13 protein-coding genes are annotated in these 14,223 nt (G+C 55.5%); 5 read left to right on the top strand and 8 right to left on the bottom strand.

Translation table 11 applies throughout. The features are described 5' to 3' along the window. Nucleotides 1-169: 169 nt before the first annotated feature. From DL88_RS10370 to DL88_RS10355, 4 genes are all read right to left on the bottom strand, one after another. Nucleotides 170-1,138: a beta-ketoacyl-ACP synthase III gene (locus DL88_RS10370; protein WP_034995604.1), complete on the bottom strand. Its 969-nt coding sequence runs from the start codon at nucleotides 1,136-1,138 to the stop codon at nucleotides 170-172. 350 nt (nucleotides 1,139-1,488) lie between these two features. Next, nucleotides 1,489-2,583: a phosphate acyltransferase PlsX gene (gene plsX, locus DL88_RS10365; protein WP_051955862.1), complete on the bottom strand. Its 1,095-nt coding sequence runs from the start codon at nucleotides 2,581-2,583 to the stop codon at nucleotides 1,489-1,491. A 359-nt stretch (nucleotides 2,584-2,942) separates the two neighbouring features. Beyond that, nucleotides 2,943-3,587 carry a YceD family protein gene (locus tag DL88_RS10360; RefSeq protein WP_169741559.1) on the bottom strand — a complete coding sequence of 215 codons (645 nt, stop codon included), beginning with the start codon at nucleotides 3,585-3,587 and terminating at the stop codon, nucleotides 2,943-2,945. A gap of 337 nt (nucleotides 3,588-3,924) precedes the next feature. Next, a complete protein-coding gene (locus tag DL88_RS10355) occupies nucleotides 3,925-4,533 on the bottom strand; it encodes a ubiquinol-cytochrome C chaperone family protein (protein ID WP_034995737.1) in 609 nt (202 codons plus the stop codon). Between the two features lie 707 nt (nucleotides 4,534-5,240). Between DL88_RS10355 and DL88_RS10350 the strand changes: the two genes are divergently transcribed. The 3 genes from DL88_RS10350 to DL88_RS10340 all read left to right on the top strand — a co-directional run bounded on the left by DL88_RS10350 (nucleotide 5,241) and on the right by DL88_RS10340 (nucleotide 8,262). After that, complete coding sequence (locus DL88_RS10350) at nucleotides 5,241-5,723, top strand: outer membrane protein assembly factor BamE (RefSeq protein WP_034995601.1); 483 nt, start codon at nucleotides 5,241-5,243, stop codon at nucleotides 5,721-5,723. A gap of 753 nt (nucleotides 5,724-6,476) precedes the next feature. After that, the gene (locus tag DL88_RS10345; RefSeq protein WP_051955858.1) at nucleotides 6,477-7,514 is read left to right on the top strand and encodes an endonuclease/exonuclease/phosphatase family protein; all 1,038 of its coding nucleotides are present in this window, start codon (nucleotides 6,477-6,479) and stop codon (nucleotides 7,512-7,514) included. Nucleotides 7,515-7,824: 310 nt separating this feature from the next. Beyond that, entirely contained in the window at nucleotides 7,825-8,262 is a 438-nt protein-coding gene (locus tag DL88_RS10340; RefSeq protein ID WP_034995599.1) for a DoxX family protein, read from the top strand. Nucleotides 8,263-8,557: 295 nt separating this feature from the next. Here the strand turns inward: DL88_RS10340 and DL88_RS10335 are convergent, their stop codons facing one another. Continuing rightward, nucleotides 8,558-9,127 (bottom strand): HNH endonuclease, encoded by a 570-nt coding sequence (locus DL88_RS10335; RefSeq protein WP_210165298.1) that lies wholly within the window; start codon nucleotides 9,125-9,127, stop codon nucleotides 8,558-8,560. 367 nt (nucleotides 9,128-9,494) lie between these two features. Next, a complete protein-coding gene (locus DL88_RS10330; protein WP_034995593.1) occupies nucleotides 9,495-10,373 on the bottom strand; it encodes a 3-hydroxybutyryl-CoA dehydrogenase in 879 nt (292 codons plus the stop codon). Nucleotides 10,374-11,927: 1,554 nt separating this feature from the next. Here DL88_RS10330 and DL88_RS10320 point away from each other — a divergent pair. Continuing rightward, the gene (locus DL88_RS10320) at nucleotides 11,928-12,224 is read left to right on the top strand and encodes a con-10 family general stress protein (protein ID WP_034995586.1); all 297 of its coding nucleotides are present in this window, start codon (nucleotides 11,928-11,930) and stop codon (nucleotides 12,222-12,224) included. A gap of 231 nt (nucleotides 12,225-12,455) precedes the next feature. Here the strand turns inward: DL88_RS10320 and DL88_RS10315 are convergent, their stop codons facing one another. Beyond that, a complete protein-coding gene (locus tag DL88_RS10315; RefSeq protein WP_034995583.1) occupies nucleotides 12,456-12,668 on the bottom strand; it encodes a con-10 family general stress protein in 213 nt (70 codons plus the stop codon). A 226-nt stretch (nucleotides 12,669-12,894) separates the two neighbouring features. On the opposite strand from DL88_RS10315, the gene cdd reads away from it, so the two are divergent. After that, nucleotides 12,895-13,320, top strand: a complete 426-nt coding sequence (gene cdd, locus DL88_RS10310) for a cytidine deaminase (protein ID WP_034995581.1) — start codon at nucleotides 12,895-12,897, stop codon at nucleotides 13,318-13,320. Nucleotides 13,321-13,531: 211 nt separating this feature from the next. Here cdd and DL88_RS10305 read toward each other — a convergent pair whose 3' ends face one another. Continuing rightward, a complete protein-coding gene (locus DL88_RS10305) occupies nucleotides 13,532-13,741 on the bottom strand; it encodes a cold-shock protein (RefSeq protein ID WP_034995578.1) in 210 nt (69 codons plus the stop codon). Between the last annotated feature and the right edge of the window lie 482 nt (nucleotides 13,742-14,223).

The raw sequence follows: 14,223 nt of genomic DNA, 5'->3' as shown, positions 1-14,223 counted from the left end.
ACGCCCGACATCGGACTGAATAAGCACGCTTCGACATGAATCCACCAAGGCAAGCCTTGGTTGGGAGCGGCGGCTTTACACGAGCGACCTTGCAACCAGGAACGCTAAGCCGAAACATCCGCTTGAACTCGCTTATCTATAAAGTTTTACATGCGGCAAGACAAGTCGATTACCAGCGGATCAAGGCTGATGCCCAAGTGAAACCGCCTCCCATGGCTTCAATCATCACGAGATCACCTTGTTTGATGCGGCCATCGTCGCGTGCCGTTGCCAGGGCCAGGGGGATCGAAGCCGCCGAAGTATTGCCGTGAAGATCGACGGTGATCACCACTTTCTCGCGGGCGATGCCGAGTTTGTCTGCGGAGGCTTCAATGATTCGACGATTGGCCTGATGCGGCACGAACCAGTCGAGATCGGCACCGGTAATGCCTGTGGCCGAAAAAGAGGCATTGACGATATCATTGACCATGCCGACGGCGTGCCGGAAAACCTCGCGTCCGGCCATGCGTAGATGGCCCGTCGTCTGCGTCGTGGAAGGACCGCCATCGACATAGAGCTTTTCGCGATGGCGGCCATCCGAACGAAGTTGCGTCGTCAGGACGCCGCGGTCCGCCACCGTGCCTGTGGCTTCTCTTGCTTCCAGGACGATGGCGCCGGCGCCATCGCCAAACAGGACGCAGGTGCTGCGATCGGTCCAGTCGAGCAATTTGGAAAAGGTCTCGGCGCCGATTACCAGCGCCCTTTTATGCGAACCGGAGAGCAAAAATTTGTCGGCGGTCGCAATGGCGAAAACGAAACCCGAACAGACGGCTTGCACGTCGAAAGCCGCCCCATGGGTCATGCCGAGTCCAGCCTGAATCTGCGTCGCGACGGATGGAAAGGTGTAATCGGGCGTCGCCGTTGCCACGATGATGAGATCGATCTCCGCGCTCGTCAGGCCGGCATCGGCGAGCGCCGCCTCGGCCGCGCGCAGCCCCAGCACCGAGGTTGGCTCGTGCTCACCGGCAATGTGGCGTTGCCTAATGCCGGTGCGTTGAATGATCCATTCATCGCTTGTATCGAGCATCTTGGCCAAATCGTCATTGCTGACAATGCGCTTGGGGAGACAAGCGCCAAGTCCCGTAACGACCGAGCGCATCGGCCCTGACGTATGCTGCTGTGTCACGTCGTGAAATCCTTGCGATCCGGACGTGCCGGATCTTGTCTATGTCGAGGCGCACGAGGCCAGTTTCGGGTCGTCATCTGCCTGTCTTAAGGTCAGCCAACCCCAGGCCATAGTAAAATCAAGGCATGCCTTGACGGTATTGGTGCGGGCCGTTTTCGCGAAAGCGATTGTCTATCGTATCGCGGTGAAAAGAGGCACCCACTTTTCAAATAAAAGAGCACTTTCAGTCAAATCGGTAGGATTGAGGCGACATGTTCATGGCCGCCATGTTCAGGATCGGCGAAAGGCCGAACGCGAGGATCCGGGCCTCTCTTTCCTTCGCCTCACGTGCCAGTGGCCTTGGTCGGGACCGTCTCCATGTCTGCCGTTTCCTGCGAAGCGGCAACGGCGGCGCGTGCTCCCTGCGACAATTCCAGTGATTCGCGAATCGTGTTCAAAAGGGCATGGCGAGCCATTGCGTAACCCATTTCGATCGCATTGGCGGTGCCGATGGCATCCGAACTGCCGTGGCTCTTGATGACGATTCCGTCGAGGCCGAGAAAGACCCCGCCATTGACCCGGCGTGGATCAAGTTTCTGCTTCAGGGCGTCGAAAGCATGGCGGGCGAAGAGATAACCGATTCGCGTCAAAAGGCTTCGCCGCATTTCCTCGCGAATATATTGTCCTACCTGTTTGGCGGTACCCTCCGCTGTCTTTAAGGCAATATTGCCGGTGAAGCCTTCGGTGACGACGACATCGACGGTTCCGCGCCCGATATCGTCCCCCTCGACGAAACCATGGTAGGTGAGAGAGGGCAGCATGAGCTGACGCAGAAGGCGCGAGGCGCTTTTGACGTCTTCAAGGCCCTTGATTTCCTCGACGCCGACATTGAGCAAGCCGACTGTCGGCTGATCGATCTTCAGGACGATATGCGCCATGGCGGCACCCATGATCGCGAGATCGACGAGATGGTTCGCGTCGGCGCCGATCGTCGCGCCTATGTCGAGAACGATGGAGCGGCCGCGCAAGGTTGGCCAGATGCCGGCAATCGCCGGCCGGTCGATGCCCGGCAGCATCCGCAGGCAGACCTTGGCCATGGCCATGAGGGCACCTGTATTGCCGGCGGAAAGTGCGACATCGGCTTCGCCGCGCTTCACTGTCTCGATCGCCTGCCACATGGAGGAGACCTTGCGCCCCGAACGCAGGGCCTGGCTTGGTCTATCGTCCATTCGGACTGTCACATCGGTATGATGCAGGCTGGAAACCGCGGCGAGAGCGGGATAGTCTCGCATCAAGGGCTCGATCTGCGCCCTGTCGCCGAAGAACAGGAACTCGACATCGCGGAGACGCTGGAGCGCATGCGCGGCACCGGGAATGATGGCCTGCGGCCCGACATCCCCACCCATGGCGTCGAGCGCAATCCGGACGGGTTTCAACATGGCGCGGCAGAACTCCGAAAATGGATTAAGACCCTCATGGCTCTCGCAAGACCTGACGGCCGGCGGGGCTGAGTCTCGATGAGGCGGGATGCCGTTTCACTCCAAAGGTTCAGTGAAGGTTCGTTGGAGCGGCGAAACCGGTCACCGCTTTAGCGCGAAGCCACGCACTGGGAAACCCATTGCGAGGAAATTTGTGCCCCGAGATGAAAGGATTTCAGGGCATTGTGAGAAAAAGAGACCTTATGGACCAATAGTCCGAAGGAATAAGGCGGTACACTCTTGCAAATCATTTGATTCCAATGATTTGCAAGAACGGAACCCGAATTCCTGTGGGAATTCGGGTATATCAGCACTCCGTGTCATTTCTTGGTGATTTTGCCAAGGATCGCGAAAGGTGAAGGGGCTGCCGGCGTTTCCGAAATGATTTCCTCGAATCGGGCGCCTTCCTTTCTGGGATAGGGGTCGAGCGACAAAGCGAGAAATTCCGCGGCAAGGGCGCCGAGGTCGATTGCGCCATTCATCATCAAATCCGGCGGATCACGCTCCTGGTCTTCGCCGGAGTCGTGGGACGGGCCGTGAGAGGTGCCATGAGGAGCCGGCACATGGGCGGAGGTGCTTCCTTCTTCGGCGAAATTCACATCCACCTCAGCCTCGATCGTTGCATCGAAAGGATCGAGGCTGATAACGCAGATCTGGGTGACTTCGGCCTGGACATGGCCGCGCACATTGACGAGTCCATTGCTGTGCTTGGTAATATGGAAACGGCCGATGAGTCGGTTGATTCCGACGAGGTCATCGAGATCGGCAAGCGCCGTGCGTTCCTGCGCATTGGCCTCGATCTCGACATCAGCGCCTGTAGCCAGCAAGGTCGTGGTGTCGAAAGAGCGGGAAAAACAGGGAAGGCCCCAGCCATTGCTGGAAGAGTTCTTGTCGCCCGAAGCCTTGGCGGCTGGCGCAGGCGGAAAATCCGTTTTGCGCTTGTCCTGTCGCGAGCGGGATTTCATGCGCGCCTCCTGACCGAGAATGGGCCTGCGCATTCGTTTGCAAACGAGTGGCCCGTGAAAAACGCTTGAGCATTTTCTAAAAGACCCTAAATCGCTTCGCGATCCCATTGCTCTGAAAATGCACTAATTTTATGGGAGCATTTCCGGATTTCTCCGAAACGCTCGAGGTAGATGGCGGGCGAGCACTTGTTCGTTTCCGGCGCTCCGCCCTCAGATAATAGAAGCGGGCTCTTCGTAAAAGGGCAATCTAGGCGAGGCGAGACCCTGCGCTCAAGCTACATCCTCAAACGAGACCCTTAAGCCGCTTCGCCGCTTGATCCGGACGGCGGTCGTCACGTTATGCTTGCGGAGCCACGAAGGGAAGCTCACCCTTGAGGACATCATTGAACGACATTTTCGCCAGGGATTCATCGTTGAGGCGTACATAAACGGCGAGCTTTTCAATGGCCGCGTTGCATGCCGGGTCTGCGCGGGGATCATCCTGCGCCGTCTCATCCGTTGCCTTCCTATAGATATTGCGGATGAGCGCTTCCTCAAGAGGAAGCAGCGAGGGCTTTTCTCTGTCTTCTCCGGTCTCTTGGGCCTCTGCCAGAGTGTCGAGCGCTTTTTCGTAAGCGAGGCTGCGGCCGAGATAGGCTTCCGCGAGCGCCCGCATGCGCTTGGGGACGCTGGTATCGCCGACGCCCATTTCCCGTAGCGCGAGATCGAAATGGCGAAACAGGCAATCCGCGAGATCCTGAGCGAGATCCGGGGCGGGAGGTGCCAGCCGGTGCATATGGCGCAGAACCAGCGCTGCATGAAGCGTGACCATTTCGAAACGGCCATCAAGCGTGTCAGCGACGCCGTAATCGACGAAAAGCACCGGATTGCGGGCCGCTGCGATGATTCTTGCGTGCAGGCGTTCGATCAGCTTGCGGTTCCGGGAACGGCGGAGGAATGCGAACATGAAGAGATCCAAGAGGGGCAGGCCAAAGCCATTGACCGGAAATCGTATAGCCATAATTTGATAAAGGGCCAGCAAGGCCAGCGATACAGGAAAAGCTATAAGCTGACGGTGCGGTCCTGGAGTATTTTCCGGATTTATCCGAAACGCCCTAAGCGCCGGTCGACAGATCGGCAGGCTAGGCGCGCCTCGTGGCGCGGGTTTCTCTGTGAGTGGGCTTCCGCAATGCTGTCCGAAAGGTGTCAAGACGATCATTGTTCTGCCAGAAACATGCGCGAACACGGTGCTTAGAGCATGTTCGAAGCCGGCATGCCAGCGCCCGTTTCCAAGGCCAAGCCACTTTTGTTCTTACCGGGCCCAGCGGTGCGCCATTCCTGGCGCAAAACCATTTCCATTGCAGAAAGGGCCATGCGGCGGATGATCTTGCTTTTCAGACGGCCAAAGATTACAGCATTTCGCAAATGTTTCCGAACGGTTTCATTTAAAAAGTTAGAGTATTTTCAAGTCTCTTGAATTGAAGGGCGATTCTCTTCCAAGTGAATTCGCTCCTCAGGACATGCGCGAGTTTGCGCATCGCTGAAAAGACCTGCGCGTGGGATCGATTCCGTGAGGCTTGATGGTATGTGCATGCGGTCTGGCGGCGCGGAAGCGCAGGCATATTTTGTTGGGGCGCATGGATTGGCTAAACTTTCAAGGCGGAGTTTTTCTGGATGTCCAATGAGCGTCCGATGCTGACGTGCCCGCGCATCAAGCGTGGACCGCCATTCGTTCTCGCGTTTGGACTCGTTCTTTCCAGCATGCTTGCAGGCTGTCTGGGATATGATGGCCAGGTCGTCCATGGCTATCAGCTTGATGCGCGCACGCAGCAGCAAGTCCGCATCGGTGCCTCCGCCGAACAAATCCTGACGCTCCTGGGAACGCCGTCCACGACATCGACCGTCGGAGGCGATGCGTGGTATTACATCACCCAGGTCACCGATCATTCTTTCGCGTTCATGGCGCCTCACCTCGTCGATCAGCGGGTCTTCGCCGTCTATTTCGATAAGGACAAGAAAGTAGAGCGCGTCGCCAATTATGGCATGGAAGACGGAAAGGTGATCGATTTCAACACACGTACGACCCCGACGGGCGGTGCGGAATCGACCTTCCTCAAAGGCATGCTCCTGAATCTGATGAAATTCAGCTCTCAGTAAGCGAATGTCGCGGCACGGCATCAAGCGCGGCCGTTTTCCAGCCTGAGACGTCGTCGAAGGACCCCGTGACACGCACGCTGCCGGTGCGTGTCACGGCTCAGGTCAGCTTCGTGCAAGCGAACGATTTTATAGGATTATCGAGAAACGCACTGCGCATGCGTATCAGCACCCATGCGCAGGAGATGTATGCACGCGTTCGCATGGGGATTGTTCACATATCTGAGTAGTGACCGACTGGAGCCTGTGACCGCGGGTGCAGTGTCGTAGCATTGTGCGGATTGGGGCGGGATGATTGAAGCATTTACCGCGTGTGTGTTTCCGTTCGCGTTGGATGGAATCAGATTACGACGGGGATATTGGAGCGTCATTGCTTCCCTTGGAGCGGGAGATTCTTCAGTGGTGTGAAGGTTCCAGGGACGGTTCTCGATGCGGGCCGCATACGTTACAAAAGACATGATTAATGTTCTTTGCAGAAAACGAAGGATGCAAGTGAATTTTTTCGAGAATACCGGACGTGTTCGTCAGGTATTTTTATAATATAATGATAGTCGATGGGTCGGATGGATGGCCGAAAAGGCTCACCAATCATGCCATTGGGGCAGGAAACATGCGACCGGTAATAGGCCGGGGAGGGTGCGAGGAAGGCTGCGGAGGCTGTAGTGATCTGGGCGTGTATGAGCAAGACAAGATCATTTCTGGCCATGTCTTTGGCGAAATCTTGGTGAGCCCGGCTCCACGATCAGGAGAAGAAGCATGAACGATATCGTGACGAGGACTGTCGACATTTTGACACCTCTCGATGCCGACTTGTTTACACGTGGGATGAACGGGCCGGCGACCAGTGCTCATGCGCGGACCCTGATCGCCCAGGCATCCGTACTGCGTGAGCTCGAGTTGCATCAGCCTGTGCCGCCGTCAGCTCTTTATGGTCAGTCGACTCTACGTGTCGCAGCCTGGAATCTCGAGCGCTGTAAACATTGTGAGGAGTCGGCGGAACTTCTGCGCCGTAGCGGTGCGCAAATATGTCTCCTGTCGGAAATGGATAATGGAATGGCGCGTTCGGGCAATTTGCATACGACACGCGTACTCGCAGAACGACTTGATACGGGGTATTTGTTCGGTGTCGAATTCATCGAACTCGGCCTCGGCACCCCGGAAGAAGAAGCACGTTTCGCGGGCCAGACCAACATTCTTGGGCTGCATGGCAATGCGATTCTCAGTCCTTTGCCGATGCGGGACAATGCGCTGATATCGCTTGATGACGGGACGATCTGGTATGGTCTCAACTGGCATCATCGGCGTCTTGGTGGACGCAACGCGATTCTGACCACGATCGTGTTCAGGCAACGCAAGATTTTATTCGTCAGTACGCATTTCGAGACATTGACGAAACCTGAAGGCAGACGCGAGCAGATCGATTGCATTCTCGAAGAGCTAGGGCGCCGCGAGAAGGTGGATGGTATTGTCATCGCCGGTGATTTCAACACTGCGGCTTTACCGGATGTGGATGGCATGGCGTTACATCCAAACTGGTTTGAGGAGCCGGAGACGTTCGAACCCATGTTTGCGTCCCTGCGCGCCGCAGGCTTTGATTGGATGCGGGGGAATGGGAGCCAGCAGACACGCAGGCAACTTGATGATGGGCGCCCGAAAACCGTGCTACGCCGTATCGACTGGTTCTTCACGAAAGGGCTCAATGTCTCCAACCCGCAAACCTGGGCGGCTCTCGATGCCTCCGGCAATCCGTTGTCGGATCATGAACTCATCACGCTCGATATAGAATTGGCCTGATATCAAATCTCTATGGACTTGATTCCTCGAGAGTTTGAATCGGGGGGGCTGGACTACGAGAGTCGGGCTCCAGGATTAGGCTCCTGCGGCTATGGGGCGGCGGCATCTCCGCTGGATTTCACTGATCCCGGCAGGTTGGGTTGAAGTGAGACTTGGTCTTGTCGAGACTTCGACGCAAACGATTGATCAAGGTTAGCGAAGATTGGCGAAGGTTGCCATGAGTGATATGCAGAGATTTCCTTTGCCCGAGCCGTTGCAATGACAAGACCATGAGGTAATTTGAGGTCCTCAATGCAATGAGGCCTAGTCTATGTTTTCTATCCAATCGCCCCTGGTCAATAATCTGCTCTTGCTAGTCGCCCGTATCCTTCTTTCAGGACTTTTTCTGCTTTCGGGTTTGGGCAAGATCACCAATTTCGCTGGCGCTGTGACCTATATGACTGAAACCGGCGCGCCGCTTCCGCAGATTGCGGCCGCTATCGCTCTGGTCGTCGAAACCGGCATCGGTCTTGCCGTTCTGTTTGGAATTCTGACGCGACCATTGGCCATTCTTCTTGCGCTCTATACGCTCGTGACTGCCATGATCGGTCATCATTTCTGGACGATGGAAGGCGCGTTACGCTACGGCAATATGCTGCATTTTTACAAGAATATGGGCATTGCTGGCGGTTTGTTGTGTCTCGCCGTCGCGGGTCCCGGCGTTGTTTCGATTGATCGCCTGATTGGCCTGGAACCGCAGAAACATTAAGCCTCCAATGGATCTGCATCAGGCTTGGGACAGGTGTGGCAGGGTTGGTATGAGTGGCCGCGCGCACCGACCATAGCAATGTGTCTATCGATCCAGAGCCTGACGAGTTGTTCACGATCAGGCGTTCCTAAAAATCGAGGGCGTTTCCAACGCCTTCGATCCCATTTAAAGCCCACTCGACGAGAAAAGGCTCTCCAGCATCAAAACGAAAAACAATGTTTTCTCGTTTTGATGCTGGAGAGCCCGTTTGCCGTTACCTGCTGCATTATCTATTGCGGCGCGGAAGTTTGGCGCGTCAGGGTTCGAGGACGGAATCCCAATAGAGATAATCCATCCAGCTCTCATGCAGATAATTGGGGGGGAAGTGCCGTCCGTTCTGGTGAAGGTCGCTGACGGTCGGTTGATAGGGCTGGTTGGCCGGCCACATATGCACGTCATCGGGCAGTTTGTCGCCCTTGCGAAGATTGCAGGTGGAGCAGGCGGCTACGACATTTTCCCAAGTCGTTGTGCCGCCTTTTGAACGCGGCAGGACATGGTCGAAAGTAAGGTCGTCGCGGGAGCCGCAATATTGGCAAGTAAAACGGTCGCGAAGAAAAACGTTGAACCGCGTAAACGCAGGATGACGAGAGGGCTTTACGTAGGTTTTGAGGGAGACAACGGAGGGAAGACGCATTTCGAAGCTCGGACTTCGAACCGTCTTGTCGTAATGGGAAACGATGTTCACCCTGTCGAGGAAGACCGCCTTGATTGCATCCTGCCACGACCACAGCGAGAGAGGGTAATAGCTGAGGGGCCGGAAATCGGCGTTGAGCACGAGGGCTGGACAGGCCTCGGGCGATACGAGGGGTTGGAAGTGGACCGTCAAATCGGCACCTCGCTTGAAGCGCGGCCGCGGCCGGAGGCTCCAATTAGGGGTTGGAACCGTGCAACACGGTTCATCAGCACCGGACCCGACGGTCTGCCCTGCCAGCTGGGACTTTCCGTCAAGCAAGGGTGGTAGGCCAGCCCCGCGAACGGGGCCTTGATATGAACTCTAAAGCCGCGCCAGAAGTAAGCACGACGGAAATAGCCTTTCGCAAGCGGCTTCGCTCCTATTCTCCGGTTCTGCAGAAATTATAGAGTACCGAAGCGGGATAAACTGCCGTTGACGTCGGGATGCTAGAAGTTTCTATAAACAGCGATCCGTGACTTTATAATGACCTTATAATAATCCTTTAGCGTTTCGTCTATCATCAACGCGTAGCAATCGGCGTGCCGCTGCGATAGTCGTAAAAGCCACGCTGGACCTTTCTGCCGAGCCAGCCTGCCTCGACATATTTCACGAGGAGAGGGCAGGGGCGATATTTGGAATCGGCAAGACCCTCATGCAGGACCTGCATGACCGAGAGGACGGTGTCGAGACCGATGAAATCGGCAAGTTGCAGCGGCCCCATCGGGTGATTGGCGCCGAGCCGCATGGCTGTATCGATAGCCTCGACCGATCCGACGCCTTCATAGAGTGTGTAGATGGCTTCATTGATCATCGGCAGCAGAATGCGATTCACGATGAAGGCGGGAAAATCCTCTGAAACGGTCGCCGTCTTGCCGAGTTGGGCGATGAAGGTCTTGGCGGTTTCAAAGGTGGTATTTTCGGTCGCTATGCCGCGGATCAGTTCGACCAATTGCATGCGCGGCACGGGATTCATGAAATGAATGCCCATGAAATGTTCTGGCCGGTCGGTAACGGAGGCAAGACGGGTAATCGAAATCGAGGACGTATTGCTGGCGAGTATGGTTTCGGGCTTGAGGGTCTTGCACAATTCGCTGAAAATCTTGCGCTTCACTTCCTCATTTTCAGTCGCCGCCTCGATTACGAGATCGGCATCTGAGAGGCCTTTGTAGTCCTCGGCGATAGAAATATGGGTAAGCGCCTGGTCGCGTTGGGCTTCGGTCAGCTCGTGACGCTTGATCTGCTTGTCCATATTGGCCGGGATCTTGGCCAGAGCCGCATTGAGGCGCTCGCGTGAAACGTCATTGAGCACCACATCAATGCCTGCCAGGGAGCAGACCTGGGCAATGCCGCATCCCATTTGTCCTGCCCCGACAATGCCGATCTTCTTGATTTCTGCCATTTCATTCGCCCTGCAGCATCAACCGGAAAGGGGAAAGACGAAATTCCGGATTCCACGATGGATTTCTAGAGAATTGGAGCATGGTTAGCGTAATCGGTCTATCGGAAACGGATCCCTCACAAATTTTTCAAAATCTGTTGTCATTCTAAACTCTTATTCGGCATTGGTCTGCTTCGGGAGGGCTGTCGAGCTGCAAGATCGAGTACGGCCCGAGCCATGAGAAATTGTCCAAAACGCTTCCCCGTATGGCCAGCGGAGAATTGCACGGGCCATTGATAAGAAAAGGTTTTCTGGAGCAACGTAGCGAACAGAACGCAAAATCGCGAGGACATGTAAGCCGTTTGCGCTGCGACGGGCCGCATCTCAATGTCGCGCTCTGCGGAACGATGCCGACGTGCGGAAAACGCGCGTTGCGAGACTGCAGCAACCCTGGCTTTGATTGCATCCCGTCGGTGGAAATCCAGAGGGCTTCGATATCCGGCGCTGACGATTCGGAATTGCCTGTTCACTTATTAAACGTCCTCCCGGCGGGGAGCTTATAAGGAAAGGCAATAGATCCAAAGGAAAATTGTGGAAATTGACTCATAAAATCGGAGCCTTCCGGGCTCTAGCGTCATTCTGTTGAATGCAGTGATCATTTAATATCAGGGTCTCAACACACATGACTCATTGAGACGTGCCGCTGCGACTACAGGGTGGCGGCTTCCTGCCGGATCTCGTTGAACCCAGCAGGGTCTGATCGGCAAGCTTGATATAGGAGGCTGTTGATCCGCTCGTCAGGATCGATTGGAGCGGAAGCGAAGCTCCAGAACCGACTTTTTCCGCTTTCGAGGCGCTTGGATCGTTTCTCGATTTTTTGAGGACGGACGATCAGGACCAAGTGACAATCGTGATCGGCATTCTTGACTGACATTGACTTTTCGGCTGGGTCTCAGATGGGCGGCGATCGGCGCAGATGAGATATCCCTTCCACGGAGGTTTCGGCTGGTGCCCAGGCTGCGGCAGGCCTGTATAATGCTCAATAATATTTTACAATATCGCGGACGCTTGAGCATGACATTGATGTCCTGGCCCTATATAAAACCGGGATCGTTGCTGATAGACGCATTCATTTTTCAAATAATCAATTATCCGGTCACGGCATGTGCGCATTGATTTCAGGCGGGTGTGGCTCATCTGGTGAATTCAATGATCAACCAGGCCGGTAATATGGTCGCTGATGTATATTTTCTTGTGACTGATAATGTCGATCATTTTGTATATGGATTTCGATTACAGAAATCGTTTAGAGCTTGTTGCCCAGGGTGCCTGCCTGCCGATTTTTACATCCGGTGAAACTGAACGGAGCATGAAAGTCGTCGCTCGTCGGTAACATTAATTCGCGGTAATAGCTCTCGCGAAATCGGCGCTTGCTCCCCATATACACTTTGATCATTGATCCCGACAGCTTGTGCTTAGCTTCGTATAATCCTTCAAATATCTTTCTTCCCGGGGAAACCAGAGGGAGAGCTAGGCGTTTCTTCGTTTACGAAATAATAACACTTGTGAGGAAGCATGACTACGACCTTGGAATCTCCAAAGAAATCAACCCGTGGTTTCGCCTCCATGGATGCTGAAAAGCAGCGCGCTATAGCACGCAAAGGCGGAGAAAGCGTTCCGCATGAGAAGCGCAGCTTCTCGCAAAATCCTGCTCTTGCTGCGGAAGCCGGCCGTAAGGGCGGGCAGAGTGTGAATCCGAACAAGCGCAGCTTTTCGCAGAACCATCAGCTCGCGTCCGAGGCTGGCCGCAAGGGTGGTCACGCTTCGCATAGTGGGGCGCGCAAGACTGCGGTCGCGGGTGGCGAAGGCTGATCGCTGATCATGCTGGCACGGCGTGGTGCGTGTTCGATTGGGATCCGCGCACCACGGGCGAACTGACGGCAATCAGATGATTAGAAATGAAAAAGGTGGCGGTTTGCAATCGCCACCTTTTTTGTGCATTTTTGGACTTGCATCTTGAGGATTAGGCCTTTGGGACGCTGATGAAGGGGAGTTTGGCAGCGGCGGCAGATACATGCCGTGACATCGCTTTCACGATTGCGTTCAAGCTCCCGGATTCTGATCGCCACGGCGATGACTGTGAGTGGATTGGCCGCCCTTGCGGCCGGCCTCGGACGCGAGCTGATGGTTCTGCGAAAAACTACGCTTTTCATTGGGGACACTGCGTCCGCCCTTACGCGCGATTTCCCTCTGTTTGTCGAGATCCATCGACGCAAACCCCCGGTTTGCTTTAGCTGGTTTCATCTCCTGAGACATTGGGCTCTCCCTTTTGACTCGAGCCTTAACCTTCAAAAGGCGTAGAGGGTTCCAAGCCGTTGTCGCGCTTCAGCACCTAGCAGTGGCTTATGGAAACTTCCTGAGCAGGCTGCGCATTGGGCCGATCCGCTGGAGTTTTGATGAAAAGGCGGCTTTACAGATGGTTACAGGCATGGTCCCAGGGGCCGGTTAGCCAAGCTTGACAGGTCATTCAGGAGAGAGCCGCATGGATGAAGAGACCGAGAAACTCTGGCGCGCCGCTCTCGGCGTCGTCGATCACGCTTACGCGCCCTATTCGCAGTTCAAGGTGGCTACTGCTTTGTGCTCTGTCTCGGGGAGAATTTTCACCGGTGTCAACGTCGAAAATGCGGCTTATCCCGTGGGGAGCTGTGCGGAAACCTCTGCCATCGGGGCGATGATCGCGGCGGGGGAAAGGGAAATACGCTCAATTTACATTCTGGGCGACGGGCCCGGGCTTACCACTCCCTGCGGCGCGTGCCGTCAGAGGTTGCATGAATTTTCGACGCCGCGGACCCTTGTTCATGTCGGGGGGCGTGAAGGCTCGAGAGCCTGTTTCTCAATGAATGATCTGCTTCCGCATGCTTTCGTTTTCGAGCGGGATGTTCAGGAACAGAGTTCATCTTCGACATGAAGGATATTGCCGGAGCGATGCCCGCCCTTGTTCCGGCTGCGTTTGAGCCTCAATACGCAGGGTGACAAAGCGTTCGCTCGCCGGATACATTGTGTATGGTTCCGTATATGTTTCTTGATGTATCGGAAGATATCTACGAAAAAGCCCCGGCGATGAGCCAGGGCCGAGTGCGACGTCGCCGATCTTTCGGAAGTCTGTTCCGGCTTCCGCTTTATGCAGCGCGCAGGTTCCCCGCCGAGGATTTGCCCGTCCGCTTGTCGGGAACGATATCATAATTGACCTTCTGGCCTTCCATCAGGTGCCGCAGGCCGGATTGCTCGACGGCGCTGATATGGACGAATACATCTTTGCCCCCCTCGTCAGGCTGGATGAATCCATAACCCTTCTCGGCATTGAACCATTTTACCGTTCCAGTAGACATTGGAAATTCCTCGTAGATATTGCCTTCAACGCCGCTTCGAAAGACAGGATCGGCTATCCATCCGTCCGCGCCAGGCGGGCGCGGTGACGCCAGCCCGCGATGACTTCCGTACCGTCCGGCGCCAGAGCAGGCTCCAGCATCGTCCGGAGCGATCCCGCCTCCGACTCCGTCCCCTCCGGAAGACGGGCCGGTCTCGCTCGCGGCTTCAGAACTGCTGAATGAATGCGCAGGCCATGAGCGATTTTCTCAAGGTATGGTTGCTCTGATGCCAAAACAAGAGCGCAGTGAATAAATTCCATTCATACTTTGCTCGTCATTTCGGCACTGTGAAGCTCGCGGTTTTGGTCCATGAGCGCGTACCGTTTTTCTTGCTGGATCTTGCCGACAAGGTTGGTTTCTCAAGGGAATCTACGCCGCTTTGTGCATGCGTCGGGCGCGTCTGCGCTCGTTGTCGACGCCGGCTTTTCGCAGCTCTCGATACT

It is taken from the genome of Beijerinckia mobilis, from assembly GCF_000745425.1.
GTDB classification, from domain to species: Bacteria; Pseudomonadota; Alphaproteobacteria; order Rhizobiales; family Beijerinckiaceae; genus Beijerinckia; species Beijerinckia mobilis.
Note: the sequence above shows the minus strand (reverse complement) of the source record. Positions and strands in the feature narration are given on the sequence as shown.

Coding starts and splice junctions, on each gene's coding strand:
- DL88_RS10370 (WP_034995604.1), bottom strand. CDS start 1,138: ATGCGCTCGGTCGTTACGGGACTTGGCGCTTGTCTCCCCAAGCGCATT.
- plsX (WP_051955862.1), bottom strand. CDS start 2,583: ATGTTGAAACCCGTCCGGATTGCGCTCGACGCCATGGGTGGGGATGTC.
- DL88_RS10360 (WP_169741559.1), bottom strand. CDS start 3,587: ATGAAATCCCGCTCGCGACAGGACAAGCGCAAAACGGATTTTCCGCCT.
- DL88_RS10355 (WP_034995737.1), bottom strand. CDS start 4,533: ATGTTCGCATTCCTCCGCCGTTCCCGGAACCGCAAGCTGATCGAACGC.
- DL88_RS10350 (WP_034995601.1), top strand. CDS start 5,241: ATGTCCAATGAGCGTCCGATGCTGACGTGCCCGCGCATCAAGCGTGGA.
- DL88_RS10345 (WP_051955858.1), top strand. CDS start 6,477: ATGAACGATATCGTGACGAGGACTGTCGACATTTTGACACCTCTCGAT.
- DL88_RS10340 (WP_034995599.1), top strand. CDS start 7,825: ATGTTTTCTATCCAATCGCCCCTGGTCAATAATCTGCTCTTGCTAGTC.
- DL88_RS10330 (WP_034995593.1), bottom strand. CDS start 10,373: ATGGCAGAAATCAAGAAGATCGGCATTGTCGGGGCAGGACAAATGGGA.
- DL88_RS10320 (WP_034995586.1), top strand. CDS start 11,928: ATGACTACGACCTTGGAATCTCCAAAGAAATCAACCCGTGGTTTCGCC.
- DL88_RS10315 (WP_034995583.1), bottom strand. CDS start 12,668: ATGTCTCAGGAGATGAAACCAGCTAAAGCAAACCGGGGGTTTGCGTCG.
- cdd (WP_034995581.1), top strand. CDS start 12,895: ATGGATGAAGAGACCGAGAAACTCTGGCGCGCCGCTCTCGGCGTCGTC.
- DL88_RS10305 (WP_034995578.1), bottom strand. CDS start 13,741: ATGTCTACTGGAACGGTAAAATGGTTCAATGCCGAGAAGGGTTATGGA.